A 21,108-nucleotide genomic window follows, 5' to 3' on the forward strand; every position below is an offset into this window, starting at 1 on the left:
TAGTATCGGAAATTAAGATTATTTTTAAATACTGTAAGAAATACTAAAAAAAATAGCCATGACTGAAATTGATAAATTAGCCTTCGCATTATATCATTTTGCTGGACTTTCAGAAGAAGATTTCAGACTGTCTGAAAATTTTTGGTTTCCAAAAGAATATAAAAAAGGAGAATTTTATAATCTTCAGGGAAACGTCTGTTCTTATTTAGGATTTATTGTCGATGGAGTTTTTCGTTCTTATGTCATCAATGGAGATACGGGTGAAGAAAAGAATGTTTTTCTTTATTCGGCCAATGGTTTTGTAGTTTCTTTTAAAAGTTTTCTCAATCAGATCCCATGTGATTATTTTACACAGGCCCTTACGAATACTTCTATTATTTTTATCCGGCATGCAGATCTTATTTCTCTTTACCAGCAGTCGCATCAATGGGAAAAATTTGGGAGACTTCTGGCACAGGCAGCATTTAACGTTACCATGACAAGGGTAGAAGGATTTTTATTAAAGTCTCCGGAAGAGCGTTATCTGGATCTGATGAAAGAGCATCCGGATATTTTCAGTAATGTTCCGCTGTATCATATTTCTTCTTATCTAGGGATTCAGGGACCTTCTCTGAGCAGGATAAGAAAAAGAATTTCAGGCAAATAGTACGATTTTAACCTGGGTTAAAGTTTTCGTCATTTTATCTGCAGAAATTTGTTTCATCAATTTAACAAAACAAAAAAGTGAAAATTATGAAAACAAAAACGATCGTATTCATTCATGGGTTATTTGTGAATAATACAAGCTGGAAAGAATGGAAAACTTATTTTGAAGCGCAGGGATATACTGTACATACACCCTCAAATCCGGGACATGGAGGGGATCCCGTATACTTAAAAAATAATATTCCCGGAGAATTAAGACATGTCGGTTTTGACGATACCGTGGACAATCTTGTGAAACTGATTGACAGTCTTCCCGAAAAGCCTATTGTTATCGGACATTCTTTTGGAGGACTTATGGTTCAGAAGCTGATTGACATGGGAAAAGCAGCAGCTGGTATAAGTATTGACGGTGCTCCTCCGAAAAATATCATGGCTCCTTTTTCTACCATTAAAATTGTTTGGCCTGTAGTGAATTTCTTCAAAGGAAACAGTCCATATATGGGAACAAAAGAATGGTATCACAAAGCTTTTTTCAATAATTATTCAAAGGAAGAAAGTGACAGGCTTTACGAGACAGTAGCAGTTCCTGAAAGTAGAAAATTGGCAAAAGATCCTTTGTTTAAAGCTTCTGCAAAATTAGATTTAAAGAAACCCCATCAACCGCTGCTGTTCATTGCAGGCTCTAATGATCATATTTTCCCGGCAGCATTTTCAAAGAAAATAGCAGGGGCTTACAAAGATCCGGGAAGCATTGTCGATTTTAAAGAGTTTGCAGGGAGAAGTCATTTCATCTGTGGAGAGAAAAATTGGAAAGAAGTAGCAGAATATGTTTTAGGCTGGATACAAAAGAATACTTAATCTATTCATATTGTAAATGGTAGGTATCTGATATTTTCTATGACGATTTGCAAAAGTTGTAAAGGCAGTCCGGTTATAATGTCTTATTTTTGCATAGAATATTTTAATTCTTTCTTTCGATTCGTACAATGAAAAAACAAGATACCTGGGGAATTATAAAGAGGCTGTTCTTTATCGGAATGAAATTTCGTTCTTGGTTCATCCTTACCCTTATCATTTCCATATTCCTTTCGATAGTTTCTACTTACAGGCCTTATCTCACTATGCAGGTGGTGGATAATGATATAACAAAGCTTCATGATAAGGCTTTGATGATGAAACATATCTATATCCTTGTGGGATTGGTGTTTGCTGAAACGATTTTAAATTTTTTCCTGGTTTATTTTTCAAATTTTATCTCACAAAATGTGATCAGGGATATCAGAGAGCGATTATATGCTAAACTGATCTATTTCAAAACTTCATTTTTTGATAAAACACCCATCGGACAGCTGGTGACGCGGGCTGTAGGAGATGTGGAAACCATTGCGACGGTATATACAGATGGTTTCCTGATGGTATTTGGAGATATCCTGAGAATTCTGTTTGTATTGGTGATGATGTTCAGTACCAATGTTCACCTCAGTTATATTACACTGGCCATCTTACCTTTGATGGTAGTCATTACGAGATTCTTCCAGAAAAGACTGAAGAAAGCTTTCGGGGATGAGAGAAACTGGACAGCCAATCAGAACTCTTTTGTTCAGGAAAGACTGGCAGGAATGTCTATTATTCAGGTATTCAACAGACAGGAATCTGAGTTTAAGAAATTTGATGATATCAATATTACCCTGAAAGGAGCATTGCTGAGAACCGTATTTATTTTCTCACTGTTCTTCCCTGTGGTGGAACTTATTTCTTCATTATTCATAGGATTTATTCTTTTCTATGGAGGATATATTACCATCAGTGCCGGAGTCGTGATTGCATTTATCCAGTATATTTCAATGCTGATCCGTCCTTTGAGACAGATTGCTGACCGTTTTAACAATATCCAGCGAGGAATTGTAGGAGCAGAAAGAGTGCTGGGATTAATGGATGAAGAAAACTCGATGCCGAATAACGGAACCGTGAAGAAAGATCATTTTGCAGGAAAAATTGAATTCCAGAAAGTACACTTTGCTTATGATGAAAAGCAGGAAGTACTGAAAGGAATTGACTTTAAAGTAAATCCGGGAGAAACGGTAGCCATCGTTGGTGCTACAGGTGCCGGAAAGTCTACTATCATTAGTCTGATTACAAGATTATATGATATCAACTCCGGAAATATCCTGATTGATGATGTGGATTTAAAAGATTATGAGCTTTATAATCTCAGAAGTCATATCGGCGTGGTGCTGCAGGATGTATTCCTTTTCCACGGAAGTATTTTTGAAAACCTTGCCTTCGGGGATGATAGTATCACACTGGAAAAAATAAAAGCGGGAGCGAGAGAAATTGAGGTAGATCAGTTTATCGAGCAGCTTCCCGGTGGATATGATTATGTAGTGAGCGAAAGAGGCTCTTCAATCTCTTTAGGTCAGAGACAGTTACTGTCTTTCCTGAGAGCTTATTTATCAGATCCTAAAATTTTAATTCTGGATGAAGCTACCTCTTCCATTGATCATGAAAGTGAAAAGCTGATTCAGAGAGCTACAGAGAAAATTACGAAAAATAGGACCTCCATTATTATTGCCCACAGACTTTCCACCATTGAGAAAGCAGACAAGATTATTGTGATGGAGCATGGTAAAATCGTAGAAGAAGGAAAGCATCTTGAACTTCTGGATAAGAACGGATATTATGCCACGCTTTATAAAGCTCAGCTTCGACATGAAGTGGAAATGGAAGAAAAAAAAGAATCATAATCGGGAAGAAATTATTCTTTTGAATGAGATAAACAAAAAAGAGAGTCAGCAATAACTCTCTTTTTTTATTCTATAATTGAAATAATTAAAATTTTAATTTTTTCGTAATTACTTTTCCGTCTTCCAGTACTGCTGTAGCCGTGATGATTATATTTTTCTGGTCAACAGGATATTTGAATTCTGAAGATTTAATATCATTTTTTCTCATCAGTAATCTTCCTGCAGCATCATAAATATGTACCGCGGAAATTTTCACATTACTTCTTACAGATGCTGAATTTTCATCTTTAAAAATAACAGGTGCATTTTTCAATCCTGTATTTTCTATTGCTAATACATTCTGAGGTTCAATGATGACGGAGTAATCTTCCACCTGTCCGTACTTTGGAGTATAACATGCCGTTACTGCTGTTCCGTTGTACTCTCCAATGACCCTCATTCTTAAAGGAGTATTGGTTATTGCACCCGCAGGAGGAGTTACCTGTGCTGTAGCCAATGAACCATTGCTTATTCCACTTTGATTAAGAACCAGCTCTGTAGATTCATCGAATTGACCGTCATTATTATAATCAATATATGCTTTGATAATGTGAGGGTTGTTTGTTCCCGGAGCTACAGTAAGTGTGGTGGCTGCATTTTGGGGAATATTGGTTTTTGAAATCCCCAAACAGTAAGTACCGGTAAAGTTTTCATAAAAATTATTGGTTGCCTGCTTATAATTAGTTGAATAATTATTAATACTTCCAAACTTTACCAAAGTAATTCCTACATTGTAATTACCCGGATTTGTAATGGTTGCGGGAGTACATGCATTGGTTAATGTTACATTGTTATTAATAGTAGTTGGAGATCCAACCGGTGAGTTGATCAGCGATTGTCTGTATTGTAAAAGCTGTGCTGTAGCTCTGTTGGTCTGTCCTTGTGTAAATAAATCTCTGAAACAGTAGGTATAAGCCATCACATTTCTCTCACCACCATTGTATAATTGGGTGGTACAAGGATTGATCTGTCCGGTTTGACATGTGTGAGGAACTGAGGAATGATAAAGACTTTTCATAGGCTCAGTATCACAAACAAGATCTCCTTCTAAAGTACAGTCATTGTTGACAGGGCAGTCTCCTGTAGTTTCATTGTATCCCTCATGCGTATGTCTGAGTCCCAAAGCGTGTCCGAATTCATGCCCTAAAGTCTGAGCATTAACAGCGGATGCACTTGCTGCCATAAAAGAATAATCTTTGCTTCCTCCCGGATAATAAGCGAAGCCATTTAATCCTCCGGAGTTGGATGTTAATTTTTTAACAACATAGATATTATAATATTTAGAAGTATCCCACATTCCCATTGCAGTAATCTCAGAAGCAGTTACGGCATTGGTTGTATTGTCATTATTTACACCGCCGCTTACATATTTGGGAAGACCTGAAGCATTGATTCTATTGATCCCGTTAGTTACATTACAGTTAGGATCCTTGGTTGCAAAAACAAATTTGACAGGCAGTATTGCACTTGTTCCTGACATTCCGCTGGTGGAACTTCCTGCAAAAACACCATTGGTATAGTTTATCCATGCAATGATGTCTGCGTCAGACTTATTATTAGCAGTTCCTATAGCACTTCCGTCTCCTACAACGTGTACAACAATAGGGATTTCGTATACCTGATTGTTGAGCTTAGACGTAAATTTGCCACTTTTGATCATTTTTGACAATTCCAGGTTGAAAGCATCGTCACGCGCTTTCTCTTCAGGATACCTTTCATAATGTTTTTTCATTAATTCATCGGTTCCGCATTCCTGGAATTCCAAATGTTGTGAATAAAAATTTGAGCAGAATGTGCCTGAAATAAGCAGAAATAATAATTTTTTCATAGTATTTTTATTTAAATGGTTGGGAATTTAAAAATAAATAAAAAATACATACAATTCATTACTACTTTTTAAAACTGCAGAAAACAAAATTCTGAACTGTATCAAAGGGAGTGATATGATCTTCAGTAATACATTTTATTTTTTCAAAGCTTTCTTTAAATTTTTCGGATAATGATTCTTCATCATACTGCTGAATATCCAATCCACTGCATTTCGTAGGACCGTTTTTCGAAAAAGTTCCGAGGATCATAAAGTTATTCACATTCTTTTCTGCAATACCGATATATTTTGAAACCTGTTCCGGGGTTGTCAGAAAATGAAAGGCTGCTCTGTCATGCCAGATATCATAGGTTTCCATAGGTTCGAAAGCCGTAATGTCGCTAGTGATCCATTTTACTTTGTCTGCTGCTGCTCCAAGTCGTTTCTGTGCTTTTTCCAAAGCTTTAGCAGAAATATCAAGAACTGTAATATTTTTATAACCTTCCTCCAAAAGAAAATCAACAAGGTTGCTGTCTCCACCACCAATGTCTATGATGCTGGCCTCTTTTCCCAATCCGGAAGAATGTATAAAATCAAGGGAAGTCTGAGGTTTTTTCTGGGTCCAGCTTACCTGATCCGGATTTTTGGTTTCATATACATTTTCCCAGTGATTTTTGTTGTCAGAAGATATCATGATTCTTTTAATTGATTATTGATCTCTTCAAATTTATTAATTAATTCGTCAAGTTTACCTTGCTGTTTCTTTATTGTTCGCGGTCTCAGATAAAACCAGTTGAAAGCAATCCAGACAGATGTTAAAGCATAGGCCAGAATACCTGAGCTAAGGGGCATTCTTGAAGTATATTCATACATATACAGACATATTCCCAGAAAGAGCATGACAAAATATAAGTTAAGTATGGTGGTCTGCATAAATTTCTGCTTACTCTTTACTACATATAAACTCTGGAGATACTCGTTGTTTGACTGCGTCTGATCAATCTTGTAAAATACCATAAACATTTTGTTGTAGGCAAGAAGAAAAATAACCATTCCCAGCACGACAAGTACAATCCCGATTTTTGTAGTGATCATTTCAGGCTGGTAACGGTACCAGATAAAAAGAATCAATAAGGAGGTAGCGATCAATCCAATATTAGCAAAGATTAGTCTGCGCAGATTTTGATTTCTGAATTTTTTCAGCTTACCGAGAAGCGCATCCAGATCAGGTTTGTGGGAAGTCTGCTGCTTCCATATATTTTTAAAATCTATATTAGAATCCATTTTCTTTAAACTTTTGCGTTAATTTTTCTTTTATTCTGTGAATCTTTACCCTTATATTGGATTCAGAAAGTCCTACGATATGGGCTATCTCAGCCTGTTTTACCTCTTCCAGTTCCAATGAAATAATAATTCTGTCCGTTTCAGGCAGTTCTGAAATAAACTGGTAGAGCATCTGGATCTGAGGTTCTATAGATTCCTGTTTTTTCTCTTCCAGATTCATGGGCAGACCGGTTTTGCTGAATTTCTTTTCCTTTTCAATCTGCCGGAGGCAGTTATTGGATGCAATTCTGAAAATCCACGTCCCTATACTGGATTCATTCCTGAATTTCGGAAGCTGCTGCCAGACGATGATAAAGGTTTCCTGGGCAAGATCCTGAGCAAGTTCGGCATCATTTACATATCCCATACATAAACGGAATATCCTTTGCCAGTAGAGTTCATATATCTCTTCAAAAACCATTATTTCGCAGATAAAAAGTGAGTAAGCTGATTAAGATACCAATCCTTATCATCGTACATGATAAAATGCAAACCTTTTGAAGCATACTGCATATTGGCATTTTTTAAATTTTTGTACTGGTTTTCGATCGTTGGCTTTAGAGTAACAAAATAAGATTCCAGAAGAATAAGGGAAGGACATTGGATGTTTTTTATTTTCTCTCTGAGATCGGTATTATAAAAATCACAGTACATTTTAGCAAATGTTTTTCGGTCCGATTTCATACTCCAGTTGATTACCGTTTCCTGCATAGAAATATCAGCCAGAAGACGTGGCATAGCCTGTGCCTGCATTTTCCGGAACTGCTCATCGTTCATCGCTGTCAATTGAGCAATAGCAGGCGAACAGTCATTATTTTCTTTCGATGTAAAACTGGGATCAGATAGCGCTGCCAGGCAGGGAAGCGTGTCTACGATGATAATTTTACCTGCAAGCTCCGGATAATCTGCCGCTATGGCCAGGGCAAGACCGCCTCCCATACTGTGCCCGATAAGAATGGGCTTCTCAATTTTATTGTCTTTGATATAGGTTGCAATTCCTTTTTCCCAGTCTTTAAAACTGGCATCTGTCTGGGGTTTTATTCCTGCAAATCCAGCCATTGTTAAAGTATAGCAGGTGAAATCTTTTTCAAACTTTGCGGTGGTATCATTCCAGACGTCACCTGAAGAAGCAAATCCGGGAATGAAAATTAATGCCTGATTTCCGTTTCCTGTTTTCTTTAATTCAAACGGATACACTGTTTGTTGGCCGAATATATTGCATACTGCTAAAAAAAACAACATAATGATTAAAAGGAGTGTAAATTTTTTCATGATTTCTTAAGTTTTAAAGTGTATTTGTCTTTTAGAGACGAACCTTAAAAAAATGTTACACACTATTTGATTTTTTTTGAAAAAAAATATTTCTCCTCCTTCTCAACCCTTTTGTTCAGGGCAAAATCATATGAAATTTATTTTAGCGATTTTTTGTTAATGGTTCAATAATATTAAATTGATAAGTATTTATTCGGGATGATTAATCCAATATTTTTCCATAGAACCTGCTGATGTCAAAATAAAATCCGGGAATTTTATATTGGTCCTTTTCAAACTCCTGATAATCGCATTTTCCCTTCAGGCTTTGAGATTTTGTTTCCATTTGAAATCTGTTTAAAAGGACATATTCATCTGTTACAGAAATCACATGAAAACCTGTTTCACATGTGAGACCATCGCCGGAAGTAAGAATGGCATTTAATAATCCGTGGAAATTTCCTGCAATTTTTTCGGCGGTAGCATCATCTTTATTCAAATGATACAAGTAAGCGAGATAATTCATAGCCCGCAAATCCAGTGGATTTTCCTCCAATGCACCCAGGAACAACTGGATTCCCTTTGAAAGATCTTTTTGGGAGATACCTTCACCTCGGTAATATTTGGCTACTTCTTCAGCTTTCTTTCCTATTTTATAAGGTTGATATTCTTTTTGAAATGTATATCCGAAATAAAGATGACGGTACTGATTGCCGGTAAGGAGCGTATCGTTCTGCTTTAATCTTTTTAAAAGCTTTGGATAATAGAATTCTGAATTTTTATCCTCAATACTTTTTTGAATGGCAGCATAATCCGGTGCTTTGAATTCCATTTTCTGAGCATGCAGAAAAGTCAGCAGTGTTAGAAAGAATAAAGTGAAAAATGCTTTGATACTCATGGTTTGTATAAGGTTGTTACAATTTTTTGTGAGATTAAAAATACGAAATATGCATCAATCGGGTAATATCAACTTACTATTTGTAAAAAAAATAATAAAATATTATCAAACTGCTACTTTGTGTCAATAAATTTACTAACTTTATTCGGAATTTGAGATGTTACCCCTGACATTTGAAGGGGTAAAAGGAATTTTTAACTAAAAAACTAAAAATATTAATGAGCAGTAGTAGTATACAAGATGAATTTAAAGTCTTCAAAGACGAATTAAGAAAGTTGAATATCGAAGTACAGAAAGTTGTGAAAGTAGGAAACGGCAGTATGGATTTCCATGAGGTTTTCTACAAATCGCCGAGGTATGAAGAGGTAAAAAGTATCTATGTCCAGCGTCATAATCTGGATCATATGATTGAAAAATTTAAACAGGCCTATCATTAAAAATAGAATATGCGCCGCAGAAAATCTGCGGTGCATGTTTTTTATAATTTAATCTTTATCCAGTGTAGAGGTCTTTTTGGTGTCTTTCATTCCGGTATAAACAACCAGAGAAAAAAGAATACAGCCGGTAATATACCAGTAAAAATATTCTTCAGACCCTATCTTTTTAAACCAAAGCGCAAGATATTCTGCTGTTCCGCCAAATACAGCAACAGTAATAGCATAAGGTAAACCTACACCAAGTGCCCTGATTTCAGAAGGGAAAAGTTCTGCTTTTACTACCGCATTGATCGAAGTGTAGCCGCTTACAATAATTAAAGCTGCCATAATCAGGAAAAATGCACCCCATATTGAAGTGGTAGTACTGAGAGCCGTAAGGAGCGGAACGGTACATAAAGTTCCCAAAATACCAAAACCTAAAAGAAGCGGCCTTCTTCCGATTTTATCTGATAATCCTCCAAATACAGGCTGAAGACATGCAAATATAAAGAGTGAAACAAAGGAGACTAATGTAGATTCTTCCTTGGTAAGATGTACTGTATTTACCAGGAATTTTTGCATATAAGTGGTGTAGGTATAAAATGCCAGCGTTCCTCCTAAGGTCAGCCCCACAACGGTAAGCAAAGCTTTTGGATGTTTCATAAGCTCTTTTACCGTTCCTTTTTTCTTTTCGCTGACTTCTTTTTTATTCTCAAAAGCTTCCGTTTCATGAAGATTAGCTCTAAGATATAAGGCAATAATAGAAAGCATAGCTCCGATCACAAAAGGAATTCTCCATCCCCATTCTTCAAGCTGGGCCTCAGTGAGTAATAATTTTTGTAAAATAAGCTGAATACCTAAAGCAATAAGCTGCCCGCCAATCAAAGTGACATATTGAAAGCTTGAATAAAATCCTCTTCTGTCCTGCGTGGCCATTTCGCTGAGGTAAGTGGCGGAAACTCCATATTCACCACCCACACTTAGCCCCTGAAGTAATCTTGCCAGTAAAAGTAATAAAGGGGCCAGAATACCAATAGACTGATAAGTGGGAGTAAGGGCAATCAGCAGAGATCCAAAAGACATCAGCAGGACGGAGAGCGTCATTGCTTTTTTCCTTCCGATCTTATCTGCAATGCTTCCGAACATCCAGCCGCCGATAGGGCGCATGAGAAAACCTACGGCAAAGATCCCTGCGGTATTCATCAGTTGGGCATTGAGATCAGAATCAGGAAAAAATGAATGGGAGAAATAAATGGCGAAGGCTGCGTAAGCATACCAGTCGTACCATTCAACGAGATTACCGATAGATCCGCCAATGATGGCTTTGATTCTTTGACCTGTGGTGATTGAGGCTGAGTCCATAGATGTTGTTTCCAGAAAGTTTTTTTATAATGACATCCAAGATACAAAATTCAGAAAAAAATAAACCGTTCCTAAAAAGAACGGTTGAATACTATATTAAGAATGATTTCTTAAAACCGATATCCAATGGAAAGCCCGCTTCTGAAGCCTGCCCACGGCCCGTCTACTTTTATTCTGGCACCATTGGCATTGGTTTCTACGGTATACTTAACAAATGGAATGTCCAGATTTTCAATTTCCTTTTTAAGCTGAGCCTGCATATCAGGCGTCAGTACATAATCCGAGGTCATGGTAAAATCACCTTTTCCGCTTCCGTAATGGGCTCCAGCGATCCAGAAATCAAGGACAAGATTCTGGCTTCTGGTCAGAAAGAATTGTACCCCAACCATTAATCCACCACTGTTTCCATTGGTGTCCCCCTGTCCTTTGAGTGGAATTGGATAGGTAACTCCATTCGGACCCTTATAATCATAATAAAAATCAAAAGTATTGGAAGTAACACTTGAGTACCGGTAATAAGGAGCAAAATAAAATCCTTTTCCATAGCCTTTACCGATATAAAATCTTGGTTCAATGGTGAAATTGGTTGCTTTTACTCTAAGATTCTGGAATCTTTTTTCATCTTCATCTTTCAGAAAAGCATTAATGAAAGGTACTTTTCCTTCAGGCATTGTGCCGAAACCGAGATTCACAGAAAACCATTGGCTGATAGCTCTTTCATAAGACAGATTGATATTTCTGAACGTATAAGCCGTGACATTGGTCTTGATGATATTCATCTTCTCTGCCGGGCTGTTCTGAATTTCCTGAGCTCCCAGGACCGAAAACAGGAAGTACGGAATTACTATGAATGCTTTTTTCATGACTCAATATTTTGTGATGTAAAAAAATACCAGCAAAAAACGGGCTGAATTTAACATAATAAATGGAAAATAAAAAAATATGTTGATTTTTTAATTGTTTGCTGTTATTAATGTAATAGTCATCAGCCATTGATTGTCCTACTAGTATAATTCATCTTCAGACATGAAAAAAACTATATATACCATCTTCTTTCTTTGCAGTGCTTTTATGTTTTCACAGGAGAAGAAAAATGATACGGCTGATGTAGGGACAACCAAAGAAATTCAGGAAGTTATTTTAAAATCACAACGTAAAAAACAGTTTGCAGACAAAGCTGTTTATACTTTTGATAAAGAAGCGCTTGCCAGAGCACGCTATGCAAAAGATTTACTTAGCACACTCCCGGAGTTACAACTGAATCCCGTAGAAAATACCATTACCAGTACGAAAGGCGGAACCACACTATTCCTTATCAACGGGATTGAAGCTACAGATATGCAGATCCGAAGTGTTGCGCCCGGTGAAGTGGTGAAAGTAGAATATTATGACATTCCGCCAGCGAGATGGGCTACGAGAGCAGATACGGTAGTTAATATTCTGACAAGATCCACAGAAACAGGGTATGTTTTCGGGGCTGATGTATCTACGGCTTTGAATACCGGATTTGTGAACGGTTCTGCCTACGCCAATTATACTAAAGGGAAAAATAATTTCGGACTGGAATATTCCCTTAATCTTAGGGATTATAATGACAGAAGAGTCAACAGCATCTATGATTATCAGCTGAACGGGAAGCATTACCGGTCTGATGAAAACCGCAAAGATCATTTTGGATATACCTTCCAGAGTATAGCTTTGCGCTATACGAGACTTGTTCCCGATGACTATGCTTTTCAGGCTAAACTTAATATGGATATTTTCAGCAGGTTTTCGAAAGGAACAGGACAGAGCGTCTTTACCGAAGATTATCTGAAAGAAGAACACAATATGTTTAAAAATAATGGCTCGGATTATGTGATTCCTAAGCTGGATCTATATTATTCTAAAAAGATTGGTGAAAAAGATGAGTTGAGTATTAATGTAGTAGGTTCTCATTACACCACCAATACCACAGAAACGGCCAAAGAATGGATTGTTGGTTCGGGATTGTCTGTATATGACAATGATATGGTATTGAAAGCAAAGCAAACAAGTTTGGTTGGGGAACTTGCGCATATGCATGATTTCACGGCTGGAAAACTTTCGTCCGGATACCGGATTTCAAGGTCTTCTATTTCCAATGATCTGAATAATCTTGCCGGATACTCTCAATATAATGTTACTTATCTGGAACAGTATTTTTATACTGAATTTGCAGGAAAAGCAGATCAATTCAGTTATCGTATCGGAGCAGGGCTTACCAATATTCACAATAAAAGTGCAGAAAATACTTTTGATGAATGGACTTTTACTCCAAAGGTTATTTTAGCTTATCAGCTTAAAGGGAATCAGAACCTACGTTTTACAGCAAGTTATAATCCGGTAAGTCCATGGAGTAATGCTTTGAGTAGCAATGTGGTGCAGCTGGCTCCTAATATTGTTCAGAGGGGAAACCCCTTTTTACAATCTCAGCAGGTTTTTTCTAATAACCTGACTTATTCTTTTAATAATAAGTATTTTGATTTTAATGCAGGCTTATTTTACCGGTATACCAACAGGGTAATCAATCAGTACTACGTTCACGATGAGGTGTTGAATGGATATGCCCTGACTTATGAAAACGGGAAGAATGCTCAGAGATATGGAGTTCAGTTAACAGGATCTTATAAACCTTTCGGAAATACTCTTTTGGTCATAAAAGCTGTAATCACACCAACATCTGAAACAGTAAGAACTAGTAAAGGTGCTCTGATAAAAAATGACTATTTAGGAAATTACTTTTCGCTTTCTTCAGAATATAAATCTTTCTCTGTTCAGTACCAGTTCAATATTCCGGTATACAGCCTTAATGGAGCATTTCTTAATACGAATGAAAACCAGAATAATATTTTTGTGAGCTATAAACATAAGAACTGGACATTTTCTACAGGAATGTACTGGATAGGAATGCCTTCGGAATATAAAACGAAAAGCCTACCGGAAAGTCTCGTAGATTATAAAGTTCATACACAGATTATGAACAACAAATCCATGTTTGTATTAGGACTGAGCTATGATTTCTCGAAAGGGAAAAAGACAGAAATTCAGCGAAAGCTTAATAATGATACTGCACCTGCAGCTACCTTTTAGATGCTAATTTGAATGTTAATAAGAAATCCCCGCTCATTTGTAGGAGTGGGGATTTTGTTTTATTATTTCTTAATGAATTTTGTGTTCTTTGTATCTGCAGCATTTTTTCCGCTGATCTGAATGAAATAAGATGCTGGCGGAAGATCTGAAATCTGTATGTTTCCGGATTTTACATCTGAAGTTTTAACCAGTTTACCATCCAGGCTGTAAATATCTGCTTTGGAATAGTTATCCGTATTTCCTTTGAAACCGATAAAATCCTGTGCAGGATTAGGATAAACCACTAAGTTTTCTTTTTTTACTGCACTGTTTACGCCCAGGAATGTTTCACTTAATGCAAATGTAGTTTTTACATTCTGGTTGATGCTCAACAGTGGAATACTGATATTTCCGCTTGTAGAATTAAGCAGGGCATATCTGTGAGAAGCATCGTAATAAGAATAGGCTGTATTGGTTATTGCTCCGATAGGGTTAGAATAAGTAACATCCAGAGATGAATACAGGTTGAAATTCTGTGTGAATTTTACTCTAAGAACATTAGTGTATGTTTGATTGCCTATAATTAAAGTTCCATATGCATCAGCAATGGCAGTCATTGTACCACTGAATAATCCGCTGGCAGAAGATGAGGAAAAAGTACCTTTGGCGGTGTCGTTCTGTGTCGCTCCGTACGTTGTTGGATAATTAATATGAGTACCGTTATCCACACTAAAGTTTAAAGTGGCCTGTGTATTTACAATTCCTGTAATTTCCAGTTTAGAAGTTGAAGCTTTGTAATAAACGGTTGTTGCTCCGTCTACCATTTTAAGAGTAGAACCCGGGAAAGTTGCTATTTCAGTAGAACTAGGAGTTGAATACGTTGTTTGTGATGCTGCTCCCATCGTAAGCCCGCCATTGGAAAATGTTGCGTTAGGACCTGTTGCAGAGTTGTTTACGGTGCCGGCTGTGTTGTTGTAATTAACAATATTTCCGGAAATAGGGTCATTGGCTGCTTTTGTAAGCGTGATCTGCGCAGACATCATGGCAGATGCTCCTAGTAAAAGGAGTAGAGATTTTTTCATAGTCAGAATTTTTTTGTTAAAAATAATTAAAAAATAGTATTCAAATGTTAATTTTTTTTCTTTTTAATTATATTTTTAATAAAAACGCCTGCTGATCGAATCAACAGGCGGTCTGTGCGTTAAAAATGCTTGGGTTTAATTGCTTATTACCATTTTACGGTAAGCATAAATATCTTCAATGGTTACGACACTCATATCTTTTTTGATGGCAAAGTTTACAATTTCAGGGAGCCTTGCCATGGAACCGTCTTCATTTGTCAGTTCACAAAGTACGGCATCTTCACCAAGATTGGCCATTTTTACAAGATCTACACTGCCTTCGGTATGTCCACGCCTTTCAAATACACCATCTTTTCTTGCAATCAGAGGAAAAACATGGCCCGGACTTGCAATATGTTCTGCCTGAGCATTTGCTGCTACAGCAGTTCTGATTGTTGTCACGCGGTCTTTGGCAGAAACTCCCGATTCCACACCTTCTCTTGCCTCAATGGAAATCGTGAATGCGGTCTGGTTTTTTGAATTGTTGTTTTCCACCATCGGACGAAGATTAAGATGGCGGCTTTTTTCCTCGGAAATACAAAGGCAGACAATACCGCTGCATTCGCGGATCAGAAGTGCCATATCCTGTTCTGTAATAGTGGAGGCGGGAAAGATGATATCGCCCTCATTTTCGCGGTTTTCATCATCTACCAGTAGAATACCTTTTCCCTGCTGTAATGTCTGAAGTGCTTTTTCTACACGTTCTTTGGAGTTTGCTCCGAATTGTTCTAATAATTTTTCCATGTTATTTTACTTTTAAAAGTTAAAATACACTTCGGTACATGGAAATGAAATACAACGCAACAAGAATCCATAAGGAATCTTATTGGTCATCTCATTTTCTTCTCCCATCCAGACTTTAACTGTCGGTTCCGGAATTTCACCAGATCAGTCCCTTCCGAAGAAAGGAGTCGCGGACTGTAACCGCCGGTAGGGAATTTCACCCTGCCCCGAAGAAAACTTATACTAAGTTTTGCTGTATGTTGTAATTAAATTTTTATTTCATTAATAGTATTTAACGCACAGACCGCTAATTTCGTGAAGTTTTTTGAATTGGAGAAGCTTTTTAATCATATTTAAGCAATGACTTTTTTTTGAAATTAAATTTTCAGGCTGTTCTTAGAATTTTTTCCATCTTCTTTCCTTTGGCCAGTTCATCAATCAGTTTATCCAGATACCGGATGTTTCTCATCAGTTCATCTTCAATTTCTTCCACACGATATCCGCAGATGACTCCTTTGATCAATGAAACATTTGGATTGAGTTGAGGTGCCTGTTCAAAGAAAGTTTTAAAGTCGGTTTTGTTGTTAAGGATGTTCTGCAGATCACTTTCATCATATCCCGTCAGCCAGAATATGATTTCATGCACTTCTTCTCTGCTGCGTCCCTTTTTCTCAGCTTTTTGAAGGTAATGTGGATAAACACTGGCAAAAGCAGTTGTGAAAATTTTAGTATTCTGCATGACTTTATTGTTATTAATTAATATTGAGAATAAGATTTTAATTACCACTTCCAGATCTGAGGCTCATCTTTCCAGATCAGCAGTCTGAACTCTTCATAATGTTTCCCATTGCCGATGGTGTGGGTATCTCTATGTCCTTTCTCTAGTTTTAATTTGTGTAAAATACCTGAGTGTGCCGCTACCCACAGGGTTTCTTCATCATCAGAAAGTGCAATTCCTGTAATGGTAGACCCAAGGAAGTGTCTCCAAAGCTGATTTCCATTCTTATCAAAAGCTTTGATATAGCCGTAAGCGTCTCCCAGAATATAATAATCTTTTATGGCAGCCCCTTCATAAACTCTCATTTCTTCATCAATGAAAGTAAAGTCTTCACTTTCTGTATACGCTTCAATATCAGCTCCTGCATATTGATCGGCATTGATTCCGATGGTAATTCCGTTGTAAAAGTGGCAGGAATTTGTAATCAGTTGGCTGTCATCTTTTGCAAAAAGACAAAAATGTGGATAAGATGATTGTGGTCCTATAGATCCCACGGTATTGCCTTCGTGATCCAGTATTCTGTGATCATAGCACTGATCTCCTACTACGATATAAGAATTGTCGTTGGATAATGCTGCATTTTCCATGTCAATCTGAGAGCTCCAGTCTTCTTCATTGTCTTCATTGATGGGATGGATGAGTTTTTTTTCAGTATTTGAAACCAGAAAAATTCCGTCTGAGGAAACAATCACAACTTTGCTTCCATCATTAAAAGGATATAAATCTGTAATCCCGAAATCTGGGTTTTCATCCATTTCAAATTCATTGATAAGGTCTCCATTCCAACCTTTGTATAAAGATATTTTGTGAGCATCTGCAATGGCGAAAATGTTTTCCCGTTTGGATTTCCCGATAGCATGGATATTTTCATCGAGTTTTGTGACAATATCTTTATCAAGAAGATAAGCCTGTCTTTTTTCATATGAAGTGCCTGTCAGGAAAACAATTTTTTCATCAGTGATAAAGTGCATATGCTCAATATTCTGAGCTTTATTTTCCATTAAGGGAATGATAGGAGCGTGAGCAGGTGGGAAATATTCTCTGAAGTTTTCTGTGTCTCCTTTTTTGTTGGCAGTTTTAAGCAGTTCAAAAACTTCGCGGGCAATATTGGCTCTTTTATCTTCAGGTTCTTCACCTTTCCAGTTTTCCCAGCCGTTTTTTTCACCAAACTCAACCATTTCATTGATGCCTTTTGCATAACGTTCCCCTTCTGAGAACCACTCTTTTTGGATTGTAGTGTTGTACATTGAACTTTTTACATTAAAATTTTATTGAAAAAATGAGGTTCTATACCTTATCAACTAACTTACAAAAAATCTAATAATCCGGTATGAAAACAATTCCGGTAATTGGAGCAATTTATTTTGTCGATAACCTCTGGCATTTGCTTTAAAAATAATGCCTGCGAATAATAAGGTCGAAAAAATGTGGATAAGTTATCCACAGAACTTATCCACATGATTTTTTATTTCAGGAATTCTCAAAAAAAATAATATTGATTTAAATTATTTATTTTCAGTATATTATATTGTTTGTTTTCATGAGTGAAAAACTTATCCATACTTTATCCACAGCTGTGAATGGGATGTTGAAAAGTTATCCACAAATAGTTGAAAATGTGGATAACGGCCTGTTTTGATTTAAAATATTTAAAATCAATATTTTAATTGGATTCGATCGGTGTCCGAAAATTCTATTTTACACTTATCCACAAAATTGGGCTTTTATTGCTGATCTTTATAAATATTCCAGAAATTAAAATCCGTCATAGGAGCATCGGTGATTCCTATATTTCTTCCCATCGTTACGATCTGTCCTCTGTGATACGTTCCGTGAAGAATAGCATGCTGGATATACTCGTATTTCGAAAAATCACACTGAAACCATTGGGATTCTATCTTTACATTTTTTGAAAGATCTTCTTCAGATAAACTTTCCACATAATCTACAAGTTTCTGCGAATTGTTTTTTATGGCATTGAAAACATCTTCTTTGCTGGTAGTTTCTGCTGTTTTTACAAAATCAAAATCATCTTTTTCTGAAATGTGGCTCCACCAATATTCCTGAGTTTGCCAGATGTGGTGTAGTGTTTTTAAAATAGTCGGAAAACTGGAAATAGTTTCCTGGTTAAGCTGCTCATCAGACTTTGTGGATAACCAGTCGATATATTTATTGACTACCCAATTGTTGTACTGCGCACTTTTGCTGACTAATGTTTTTAAGCTCATATTATTAATGTTTAGTTGTGTGTGTAAAGGTGAATGTTATAAACCAAAATGCCTGTCCTGGTCTGAATTTTCAGGATTAATGAGTGCTTTGTTGCTGTAGGTCGCTGCTTCGAAATCATTGATATTGACAGAAAGAAAAGAAATATCAGGCAGCAATTCTGAAAGCTGGTTACAGATCTGCTTCGAAAGATCTGCTTTTTGTTCTGTATTGCGCCCCTGCATGATATACCCAAACACATGTAGAAAATTTTTCTTACCTGTGCCTAATTTGTAATACTGATAGGGTTGAAGTCTTACTTTGATGTCATTGGGAGCAAACAGTCCTGTTCCGTCTGCCGCTTCATAAACTGCATCCATCAATTCATCGGGTGTTCTCTGCTGAAGAATATCCTGTGAACAATCTATTATAAAATGGGGCATAGATTCTATTTTGTGTTTGATTTTGTGTGAGATAAAAATAATAAAAAATAGTAATGGAAATTAAAAATAAAAACCGTTTTGAAAACAAAACGGCTTTAAAATATGTATTTTTTACTTTGTGAATACTGGTTTTATAGATTTGATTTTTTAATGCTGTATTGTGGTTGTACAGCGTTGGTCATGTCAAGAACAATATCATAAATTCCATCTTCATGGATTGGGAAATCATAAGCATCGAAGGCAATACTTTTATTGTCATTATTCAGACCGAGGTTGTATCCCCAGTCATTATTAAACCTGAATTTTAAATTACCTTTTTTTAATGTATAGTTTTTCAGAAAAGAGATATTCGGATTTTTAGGATCTGTTTGTAGTGGTATATCTTTTCCTTCCCAACCGTTCGGCGTTGCGTTTCCGATAATTCCCCACGTAAGAGTATTGGCCTTTCTTTTTGCTGTTTTTACAGTTCCATCCCAGAAATGAATGACCAGAGTATTTATTTTTCCGTCTTGATCCCGTTGGAATGTACAGGTGAATTTTTCATCCAGCTGAAATGATGTTTTGCTTTTCGGTAATAAAGCGTTTCTTGGATAGCTGCCTTCTTTGAAAACAAGTTGTCCATCGTTACTGGTGATGTAAAAATTTGAATCTTCTGTGGAATAAACACCTTCCAGCTTTTTTAAATCCCCGGGACTCACTTTTGCAATGGCCGGAATGCTATATGGTTTATTGTACAGTATTTTTTCTAATTGAGGAAAGATAAAATCCGTGTGTGAAAGTTCTGAATTTGATATGACAATCACACAAATATCATCCTCCGGAATTCTGTAATATCTGCTTCTGTAACCTGGTCCGCCGCCATCATGCCCCACCCGTTTTTTGTCAAAAACAATCGAAATCTGGAAGCCTAATCCATAATGATCCTTGAGATAGGGAGTAAAAGCTTTATCTGTGGTTTCCTTTTTCAGAAGGGTGTGATTCTTTAATGCTTCGTTAAACTTGAAAAGATCTTCTACCGTAGAATACATGGCTCCTGCCCCAAAAGGATGGTCAGTTTTGAAACGTAATGCTTCATTAGACTTATTATCGGATAGAAATTCATAACCTAATGCTTTATTCTCATCCGTAACATTGTTGAAGTTGAATCCGCTATGGTTCATTTTAAGGGGCTTCAGGATATTATTCTCTATCACTTTATCATAACCTGAACCTGTTATTTTTTTAATAATGTAACCCAGAATATAATATCCGGAATTGGAGTAATCCCAATCTTTGCCCGGGGGGAAATTCAAGGGTTTTGCAGAAATATATTTTAAAAATGTTTCTTCATCTACAGTATCCTCAGAGTTGGTATGATTTTGAATTCCTGATGTATGGGAAAGCAGATGAGCTAAAGTAATGCTGTCACCCTTCGGAAAATCAGGATAATATTTGGAGAGTTTGTCATCCAGAGACAATTTCCCTTGTTCTTCCAACTGAAAAATAACGGTTGCTGTGAACATTTTTGTGGTGGAGAAAACTCTATAAAGACTGTTATTGGTATTTTTTTCTTTTTTAGGAGCATTTCTGTAGCCGTAGCTATTTTCAAAAATAATTTTTCCTTTTTCGGCAATCAAAACAGAACCACTGAACAATCCTGCTTTTTCATACGTTGAAAATAACTGTTCCAGTTTTTGGGATTTCTGTGAAAAAAGAGGATGCATCGCAAACATTAAAACGATACAGGTGAGAATAGATTTCATGTAATTTTTTTTAAATAAGACACTTTTGAGTGTGATAATATTACATGGGGTTTTAAAAATGTTTTTATTGAAGAAGAGTAGAGGATTATTTAATTTGAATTAAAGTCTTAACTCCATAGACCATGATCATAGATGCTTTTCCGGTTTCGATAAAATACTTTACGGTTTTTCCATTTTCCAGAATGATTTTTCCGAAAGTAAACTTCTCATTTCCATGTCCTTTAAAATTTCCGTATAATCCATTTTCTGCATGTATAATGAGTCCGGATTCCAAAACTCCTTTTTCTGATGTGATCAATTTCTGAGTCGTCAGAATACTGTAATTATCTAAGTCAATAATAGTAGAACAGATCAGAAGTTCTTCTGCATTTAATTGGATTGAGATGCCAGGATATGCATCATAAAAAGAATAATTGTCTTCATAAAATTTTGTCCATTGAAAAGCATCGTAAGGTTTAATAGTAGTTCTTTTTATCTTTGAAATACAGATACGGTGTTTTGATTGATCGTTTTTTTTCATT

The 21,108-nt window shown here is 36.4% G+C and carries 21 protein-coding genes and 1 riboswitch; of the genes, 5 read left to right on the top strand and 16 right to left on the bottom strand.

Features of this window, described 5'->3' with window-relative positions; translation table 11 throughout:
- The first annotated feature begins 58 nt into the window (after positions 1 to 58).
- From AC59HC_RS08655 to AC59HC_RS08665, 3 genes are all read left to right on the top strand, one after another.
- Positions 59 to 646, top strand: a complete 588-nt coding sequence (locus AC59HC_RS08655; protein ID WP_202841421.1) for a Crp/Fnr family transcriptional regulator — start codon at positions 59 to 61, stop codon at positions 644 to 646.
- An 86-nt stretch (positions 647 to 732) separates the two neighbouring features.
- A complete protein-coding gene (locus AC59HC_RS08660) occupies positions 733 to 1,503 on the top strand; it encodes an alpha/beta hydrolase (RefSeq protein ID WP_343640659.1) in 771 nt (256 codons plus the stop codon).
- Positions 1,504 to 1,631: 128 nt separating this feature from the next.
- Positions 1,632 to 3,389 carry an ABC transporter ATP-binding protein gene (locus AC59HC_RS08665; protein ID WP_202841416.1) on the top strand — a complete coding sequence of 586 codons (1,758 nt, stop codon included), beginning with the start codon at positions 1,632 to 1,634 and terminating at the stop codon, positions 3,387 to 3,389.
- An 85-nt stretch (positions 3,390 to 3,474) separates the two neighbouring features.
- Here the strand turns inward: AC59HC_RS08665 and AC59HC_RS08670 are convergent, their stop codons facing one another.
- From AC59HC_RS08670 to AC59HC_RS08695, 6 genes are all read right to left on the bottom strand, one after another.
- Positions 3,475 to 5,256: a GEVED domain-containing protein gene (locus AC59HC_RS08670; protein ID WP_496558435.1), complete on the bottom strand. Its 1,782-nt coding sequence runs from the start codon at positions 5,254 to 5,256 to the stop codon at positions 3,475 to 3,477.
- Between the two features lie 61 nt (positions 5,257 to 5,317).
- On the bottom strand, positions 5,318 to 5,929 hold the full coding sequence (locus tag AC59HC_RS08675; RefSeq protein WP_202841412.1) for a class I SAM-dependent methyltransferase: 612 nt from the start codon (positions 5,927 to 5,929) through the stop codon (positions 5,318 to 5,320).
- Entirely contained in the window at positions 5,926 to 6,519 is a 594-nt protein-coding gene (locus AC59HC_RS08680) for a hypothetical protein (protein WP_202841411.1), read from the bottom strand. Before AC59HC_RS08680 ends, AC59HC_RS08675 begins: the two co-directional genes overlap by 4 nt.
- On the bottom strand, positions 6,509 to 6,979 hold the full coding sequence (locus AC59HC_RS08685) for an RNA polymerase sigma factor (protein WP_202841409.1): 471 nt from the start codon (positions 6,977 to 6,979) through the stop codon (positions 6,509 to 6,511). The genes AC59HC_RS08680 and AC59HC_RS08685 overlap by 11 nt, the downstream gene beginning before the upstream one ends.
- On the bottom strand, positions 6,979 to 7,830 hold the full coding sequence (locus tag AC59HC_RS08690; protein WP_496558436.1) for an alpha/beta fold hydrolase: 852 nt from the start codon (positions 7,828 to 7,830) through the stop codon (positions 6,979 to 6,981). The genes AC59HC_RS08685 and AC59HC_RS08690 overlap by 1 nt, the downstream gene beginning before the upstream one ends.
- Before the next feature lie 202 nt (positions 7,831 to 8,032).
- A complete protein-coding gene (locus AC59HC_RS08695) occupies positions 8,033 to 8,707 on the bottom strand; it encodes a DUF4919 domain-containing protein (protein WP_343640668.1) in 675 nt (224 codons plus the stop codon).
- A 218-nt stretch (positions 8,708 to 8,925) separates the two neighbouring features.
- On the opposite strand from AC59HC_RS08695, the gene AC59HC_RS08700 reads away from it, so the two are divergent.
- Positions 8,926 to 9,144: a hypothetical protein gene (locus AC59HC_RS08700; RefSeq protein ID WP_110008184.1), complete on the top strand. Its 219-nt coding sequence runs from the start codon at positions 8,926 to 8,928 to the stop codon at positions 9,142 to 9,144.
- 48 nt (positions 9,145 to 9,192) lie between these two features.
- Here the strand turns inward: AC59HC_RS08700 and AC59HC_RS08705 are convergent, their stop codons facing one another.
- Positions 9,193 to 10,485, bottom strand: a complete 1,293-nt coding sequence (locus tag AC59HC_RS08705; protein ID WP_429812618.1) for an MFS transporter — start codon at positions 10,483 to 10,485, stop codon at positions 9,193 to 9,195.
- A 110-nt stretch (positions 10,486 to 10,595) separates the two neighbouring features.
- Positions 10,596 to 11,348, bottom strand: a complete 753-nt coding sequence (locus AC59HC_RS08710) for a DUF3575 domain-containing protein (protein ID WP_110008182.1) — start codon at positions 11,346 to 11,348, stop codon at positions 10,596 to 10,598.
- A 163-nt stretch (positions 11,349 to 11,511) separates the two neighbouring features.
- Here AC59HC_RS08710 and AC59HC_RS08715 point away from each other — a divergent pair, with 163 nt between their 5' ends.
- Positions 11,512 to 13,596, top strand: coding sequence for a TonB-dependent receptor domain-containing protein (locus AC59HC_RS08715; RefSeq protein WP_202841404.1), 2,085 nt, complete (start codon positions 11,512 to 11,514; stop codon positions 13,594 to 13,596).
- Between the two features lie 62 nt (positions 13,597 to 13,658).
- Here the strand turns inward: AC59HC_RS08715 and AC59HC_RS08720 are convergent, their stop codons facing one another.
- From AC59HC_RS08720 to AC59HC_RS08755, 8 genes are all read right to left on the bottom strand, one after another.
- Positions 13,659 to 14,657 (bottom strand): T9SS type A sorting domain-containing protein, encoded by a 999-nt coding sequence (locus AC59HC_RS08720; protein WP_343640676.1) that lies wholly within the window; start codon positions 14,655 to 14,657, stop codon positions 13,659 to 13,661.
- Positions 14,658 to 14,792: 135 nt separating this feature from the next.
- Positions 14,793 to 15,440, bottom strand: a complete 648-nt coding sequence (ribB, locus tag AC59HC_RS08725; RefSeq protein WP_110008179.1) for a 3,4-dihydroxy-2-butanone-4-phosphate synthase — start codon at positions 15,438 to 15,440, stop codon at positions 14,793 to 14,795.
- A 92-nt stretch (positions 15,441 to 15,532) separates the two neighbouring features.
- Positions 15,533 to 15,658, bottom strand: a riboswitch (FMN riboswitch).
- A 146-nt stretch (positions 15,659 to 15,804) separates the two neighbouring features.
- Positions 15,805 to 16,158 (bottom strand): DUF2200 domain-containing protein, encoded by a 354-nt coding sequence (locus AC59HC_RS08730; protein WP_496558437.1) that lies wholly within the window; start codon positions 16,156 to 16,158, stop codon positions 15,805 to 15,807.
- Between the two features lie 41 nt (positions 16,159 to 16,199).
- Positions 16,200 to 17,444, bottom strand: coding sequence for a hypothetical protein (locus tag AC59HC_RS08735; protein WP_411413399.1), 1,245 nt, complete (start codon positions 17,442 to 17,444; stop codon positions 16,200 to 16,202).
- Between the two features lie 477 nt (positions 17,445 to 17,921).
- A complete protein-coding gene (locus tag AC59HC_RS08740) occupies positions 17,922 to 18,425 on the bottom strand; it encodes a DinB family protein (RefSeq protein ID WP_346562296.1) in 504 nt (167 codons plus the stop codon).
- Positions 18,426 to 18,461: 36 nt separating this feature from the next.
- Positions 18,462 to 18,845: a 5-carboxymethyl-2-hydroxymuconate Delta-isomerase gene (locus tag AC59HC_RS08745; RefSeq protein WP_062675862.1), complete on the bottom strand. Its 384-nt coding sequence runs from the start codon at positions 18,843 to 18,845 to the stop codon at positions 18,462 to 18,464.
- A 131-nt stretch (positions 18,846 to 18,976) separates the two neighbouring features.
- Complete coding sequence (locus AC59HC_RS08750; RefSeq protein WP_496558438.1) at positions 18,977 to 20,587, bottom strand: serine hydrolase; 1,611 nt, start codon at positions 20,585 to 20,587, stop codon at positions 18,977 to 18,979.
- Between the two features lie 85 nt (positions 20,588 to 20,672).
- Complete coding sequence (locus tag AC59HC_RS08755) at positions 20,673 to 21,107, bottom strand: hypothetical protein (protein WP_202841396.1); 435 nt, start codon at positions 21,105 to 21,107, stop codon at positions 20,673 to 20,675.
- Between the last annotated feature and the right edge of the window lies 1 nt (position 21,108).

It is taken from the genome of Chryseobacterium sp. DZ-32, assembly GCF_059587025.1.

Bases quoted from the DNA above. Each gene is read 5' to 3' on its own strand.
- AC59HC_RS08655 (WP_202841421.1), top strand. From the start codon at position 59: ATGACTGAAATTGATAAATTAGCCTTCGCATTATATCATTTTGCTGGA.
- AC59HC_RS08660 (WP_343640659.1), top strand. From the start codon at position 733: ATGAAAACAAAAACGATCGTATTCATTCATGGGTTATTTGTGAATAAT.
- AC59HC_RS08665 (WP_202841416.1), top strand. From the start codon at position 1,632: ATGAAAAAACAAGATACCTGGGGAATTATAAAGAGGCTGTTCTTTATC.
- AC59HC_RS08670 (WP_496558435.1), bottom strand. From the start codon at position 5,256: ATGAAAAAATTATTATTTCTGCTTATTTCAGGCACATTCTGCTCAAAT.
- AC59HC_RS08675 (WP_202841412.1), bottom strand. From the start codon at position 5,929: ATGATATCTTCTGACAACAAAAATCACTGGGAAAATGTATATGAAACC.
- AC59HC_RS08680 (WP_202841411.1), bottom strand. From the start codon at position 6,519: ATGGATTCTAATATAGATTTTAAAAATATATGGAAGCAGCAGACTTCC.
- AC59HC_RS08685 (WP_202841409.1), bottom strand. From the start codon at position 6,979: ATGGTTTTTGAAGAGATATATGAACTCTACTGGCAAAGGATATTCCGT.
- AC59HC_RS08690 (WP_496558436.1), bottom strand. From the start codon at position 7,830: ATGAAAAAATTTACACTCCTTTTAATCATTATGTTGTTTTTTTTAGCA.
- AC59HC_RS08695 (WP_343640668.1), bottom strand. From the start codon at position 8,707: ATGAGTATCAAAGCATTTTTCACTTTATTCTTTCTAACACTGCTGACT.
- AC59HC_RS08700 (WP_110008184.1), top strand. From the start codon at position 8,926: ATGAGCAGTAGTAGTATACAAGATGAATTTAAAGTCTTCAAAGACGAA.
- AC59HC_RS08705 (WP_429812618.1), bottom strand. From the start codon at position 10,485: ATGGACTCAGCCTCAATCACCACAGGTCAAAGAATCAAAGCCATCATT.
- AC59HC_RS08710 (WP_110008182.1), bottom strand. From the start codon at position 11,348: ATGAAAAAAGCATTCATAGTAATTCCGTACTTCCTGTTTTCGGTCCTG.
- AC59HC_RS08715 (WP_202841404.1), top strand. From the start codon at position 11,512: ATGAAAAAAACTATATATACCATCTTCTTTCTTTGCAGTGCTTTTATG.
- AC59HC_RS08720 (WP_343640676.1), bottom strand. From the start codon at position 14,657: ATGAAAAAATCTCTACTCCTTTTACTAGGAGCATCTGCCATGATGTCT.
- ribB (WP_110008179.1), bottom strand. From the start codon at position 15,440: ATGGAAAAATTATTAGAACAATTCGGAGCAAACTCCAAAGAACGTGTA.
- AC59HC_RS08730 (WP_496558437.1), bottom strand. From the start codon at position 16,158: ATGCAGAATACTAAAATTTTCACAACTGCTTTTGCCAGTGTTTATCCA.
- AC59HC_RS08735 (WP_411413399.1), bottom strand. From the start codon at position 17,444: ATGTACAACACTACAATCCAAAAAGAGTGGTTCTCAGAAGGGGAACGT.
- AC59HC_RS08740 (WP_346562296.1), bottom strand. From the start codon at position 18,425: ATGAGCTTAAAAACATTAGTCAGCAAAAGTGCGCAGTACAACAATTGG.
- AC59HC_RS08745 (WP_062675862.1), bottom strand. From the start codon at position 18,845: ATGCCCCATTTTATAATAGATTGTTCACAGGATATTCTTCAGCAGAGA.
- AC59HC_RS08750 (WP_496558438.1), bottom strand. From the start codon at position 20,587: ATGAAATCTATTCTCACCTGTATCGTTTTAATGTTTGCGATGCATCCT.
- AC59HC_RS08755 (WP_202841396.1), bottom strand. From the start codon at position 21,107: ATGAAAAAAAACGATCAATCAAAACACCGTATCTGTATTTCAAAGATA.